This is a genomic window from Bacteroidia bacterium (genome assembly GCA_026932145.1).
Lineage (GTDB): Bacteria > Bacteroidota > Bacteroidia > J057 > JAIXKT01 > JAIXKT01.
Map to the genome: position 1 here is coordinate 30,406 of JAIXKT010000026.1, position 3,674 is coordinate 34,079.

The 3,674-nt window shown below is 35.5% G+C and carries 5 protein-coding genes; all 5 read left to right on the top strand.

Going from position 1 to position 3,674, the window contains the following annotated elements:
• Window positions 1-92: 92 nt before the first annotated feature.
• The 5 genes from LC115_07170 (at window position 93) to LC115_07190 (ending at window position 3,327) form a co-directional block, all read left to right on the top strand.
• On the top strand, window positions 93-587 hold the full coding sequence (locus tag LC115_07170) for an SRPBCC domain-containing protein (GenBank protein MCZ2356455.1): 495 nt from the start codon (window positions 93-95) through the stop codon (window positions 585-587).
• Between the two features lie 85 nt (window positions 588-672).
• Window positions 673-1,170, top strand: coding sequence for a DinB family protein (locus LC115_07175; protein ID MCZ2356456.1), 498 nt, complete (start codon window positions 673-675; stop codon window positions 1,168-1,170).
• Between the two features lie 15 nt (window positions 1,171-1,185).
• Window positions 1,186-2,004, top strand: a complete 819-nt coding sequence (locus LC115_07180) for a hypothetical protein (protein ID MCZ2356457.1) — start codon at window positions 1,186-1,188, stop codon at window positions 2,002-2,004.
• 51 nt (window positions 2,005-2,055) lie between these two features.
• Window positions 2,056-2,709, top strand: coding sequence for a T9SS type A sorting domain-containing protein (locus LC115_07185; protein ID MCZ2356458.1), 654 nt, complete (start codon window positions 2,056-2,058; stop codon window positions 2,707-2,709).
• Between the two features lie 216 nt (window positions 2,710-2,925).
• Complete coding sequence (locus tag LC115_07190) at window positions 2,926-3,327, top strand: VOC family protein (protein MCZ2356459.1); 402 nt, start codon at window positions 2,926-2,928, stop codon at window positions 3,325-3,327.
• Window positions 3,328-3,674 lie beyond the last annotated feature (347 nt).

Sequence of the window (3,674 nt, forward strand, 5' to 3'; positions counted from 1 at the left end):
TTTTGGTCTTCTCTTTTTTTTCTCGGAACTTCGTCAAGCGCTGCGTTGGCAGCAAGCATTGAAAACCGACCGCAGAATACAAACCGACAAATATGGAACATTTTAATTGGACAACATTTACAAAAAGAATTGCAGTTAAATCTACAATTTCAGACATCTACAATGCTTGGACAAAGGCAGTAGAAATAGAAAAATGGTTTTTAAGCAAAGCTGTGTATTTTGACACAGATAATAAAACTGTTTCTGCTACCGAAAACATCAAAAGCGGACAGACTTACGAATGGAGTTGGTATGCCCAAGACTTTACGGAAACGGGAAAAATCATTCATACCAATGAAAAAGACTTTATTCAGTTCTTATTTGCAGGAGAATGTATTGTTGAAGTAAAGCTGAGTGAAAAAGACGGCTTCGTAATCGTTGAGCTTACACAAAGCAATATCCCGACAGACGACAATTCAAAGCAGAATATTCGTCTGGGGTGTGATTCGGGTTGGTCATTTTACCTTGTAAATTTAAAATCCGTATATGAAGGAGGGTTGGATTTAAGAAATAAAAACACTGATTTTAAAGCAATGGTCAACAATTAGCATAGCAATGGAACAAAATAAATTTATCTATCGTCCAACTTATTTCATAAATAATTCGTCTATACAAACAGGAAACTAAATAGAAATGACAGCAAACATTGAATCCAAAACCCTTGCTAACACGCTCAATAACGCAAGACAATTAACTCAATTCTACCTGCATCATACAAAAGACGTTGATGTTGAAAAACAATTTTCAATAGATAACTTTACAACTAATAATATACATTTAGTATGCCACCTTGCTTGGGCAGAAAACTTTTTGATTTTAAATGGCGTTGGAGGCAAGGGAATAAAAAAGGAATGGCTACAAAATTTTCAAATAGGTTCTGATTATCCTGACGCTTCCAAATTCCCTGCATACAGCGAATCCCTTGAAACCTTTGATGAAATTCATAAACAGAGTTTAGAACTATTAAACAATTTACCTGATAAAGAACTGGATAATAAAAATAATGTCGGGCTACAATTCAGTATTGGCGATTCTAAACGAATAATCATCAATCATTGTATCAGACACGAAGGGGTACATTGCGGACATTTAGGCTGGCTGCTAAGAATGCACGGAAAGAAAATCATTTAATAATTCCAATCAACAATGAAGAAGCCATTAATAATATTGATTTTATTCTTTCTAAGTATTCAGACATACGGACAAGTCAGCAATAAAAATAAATCTAAAAAGAAAGACGACTTTATTAAACAAACTGAACAAATTAATGCTCTGCTTAAATACTATCAAACGCTATCTCCGTTTTCTGACACTGAAAACAACTTTGAACTCATAGATTCACTAAGTAACGAAATCACAATCCATTTGTTAAAAGTATTGAACGACAAACGAATTTTAAACTATCAAATTGAAACTCTTTTTACGGAAGAAGAACTGATGCTTTCAAAATCCGATGACAACAGAATTTATTTCTTTTCAATTGATGAGAAAACAGGAGGCTCATATCGGACAAGTAAAACGATTATTCATTACAGACTTTCAAATGGAACTGTCAAAGCAGAGCTTTTTAGCGGAGAGGCATCAGAAGCATTGGCAACTTCAACGTATGGGCAAATATATCTGCTCGACAGTCTGACTCAAAAATATTTTGTAATTGGAGGTGTACAAGTTTGCAATACTTGCAAAGTTTTATTGGCTCTTACGATACAGCTTGACAAAAATTCAATAAATACAGAACTGATTGCGAAATATGACGGAAGATATTATGATTTAAAAGTTTTTGACTACGACAGTACTGTAAAAGAGTTTAATTATGAATTTTATGCCGCAGAAAATGACGATTCCCTTTACGGAGGAGATAATGAAAAAACAGGATTAAAACACAGGTATAAAAGCAAGTTCAAATATATAAACGCAAAATTTTCAGAAATTGAAAACTTTGAATTTTGGGACGAGAAAGAATAAAAAAATGAACCACACAAAAATATATCATCAGGAGATTTTAATTTTTATTGTATGAAAAATATACTTCCTTTTTTAATAGCGGTATTCATATCGGGCAATGCTTTGGGGCAAGCCTATCCCGACTGCAATGATTTAACGGTTGAATCAATAAACATAGATACAGCAGGCGATTTGTTAATTACTACCCGAAATACTTGTTATAGTTGTGCTTATGATTTAACAGGTTGCTTGTACTCTGAAATGATAGTTGTCAGAGCCGTTGCTCCTTTTGACACTCTTGCAGCTACGAATTGTTATTGTCTGCATTGGGACGACCCGAATACAAATGGCGAGCTACAAACATTTATATTGAATACCAATATTACTACATTGCCTTCCGTTTCAGAAATTCAGGTTCGTATGGTAGGTTGCGGCTGCGATACCATTCCTTTTAGCCAAACCTTATCAAGTGTAGCAACGGAAATAATAGAAAACAACTACTCTATTTTTCCCAACCCGACTAAAAATGAAATAAACATTGACAATATTCCAAAAGGTTCAACAATACAGATTACGGACATTAGCGGAAAAACTGTTTACAAAATTGTCAATACCGAAAACGAACAAACCATAATCAATACAACAGAATTTGTAAACGGAGTTTATATTATACGGATAGAGCATAACGGAACTTTTGCCAACGAGAAATTTATCATAAATAAGTAATAAATGTAACGGACTATGACGACAGCAATAACGAATAAATATTTAGCAAAAAGGGAAATGACAGCTAAGACGAACAAATTATACAGACTGATAAATTGTTTTCTATTTTTTGCATTAGCTATCGTTATTTTCTCTTGCAATAATAGTTTGGACAATAAAACCAGTCTGGTGCAATCAGACAGTTTACAAGCAAATGATTCAACCTCAATTTTTAAAATGAAACATATCCAACTTATAGAAACCATACTTTATGTAAACGACCAACAAGCAAGTGCGGACTTTTACACAAAATTATTCCGTCAAAATCCCGATTTAAACGTTCCGGGAATGACCGAATTTAATCTTGCCGAAAACTGCAAATTAGGGTTAATGCCAAACAAAGGAATTGCAAAAATCCTTGCAGAGAAAACGCCACACCCTGACGAAGGAAACGGAATACCGAGATGCGAACTTTATTTTTACGTTGACAACATAGAACAGGAGTTTGACAATGCAACTAAAATTGGAGCAAAACTTATCAGTCCCATTGAAGATAGAGATTGGGGCGACAAAGTTTGCTATTTTGCAGACCCTGACGGACATATTATTGCATTTGCGGAAAAACTGAATACCAAATAAGTTGAAACGTAAAAAATTACTATGAAAGTAATTGACCAACATACGGACAACCCAAAGTATGCCAGCTGCCAACATCGGTTTGGTGCAATGCGGGGCGACATTCTTCGTATCAACATTTGTGGTATATTTGAAGTTTCTGCTTCGTATCAAAGTTTGTGGTAAAAATCCCGCACTGCACCAAGCCGAGAACCGTTGAGCGACATTACGCCTGCGGCGTAGTTTTGTTCTTCGTGTTTTGCTGCGCAAACACTCCCATCCAAAACAAATGTCGCTCAACGCAGCGCTTGACCTGATTTTGTCTAAGATACGCCTGGGCTTTGCGCCGGCTGCGGCTCGCACCGCTCGCC

Coding starts and splice junctions, on each gene's coding strand:
- LC115_07170 (MCZ2356455.1), top strand. CDS start 93: ATGGAACATTTTAATTGGACAACATTTACAAAAAGAATTGCAGTTAAA.
- LC115_07175 (MCZ2356456.1), top strand. CDS start 673: ATGACAGCAAACATTGAATCCAAAACCCTTGCTAACACGCTCAATAAC.
- LC115_07180 (MCZ2356457.1), top strand. CDS start 1,186: ATGAAGAAGCCATTAATAATATTGATTTTATTCTTTCTAAGTATTCAG.
- LC115_07185 (MCZ2356458.1), top strand. CDS start 2,056: ATGAAAAATATACTTCCTTTTTTAATAGCGGTATTCATATCGGGCAAT.
- LC115_07190 (MCZ2356459.1), top strand. CDS start 2,926: ATGAAACATATCCAACTTATAGAAACCATACTTTATGTAAACGACCAA.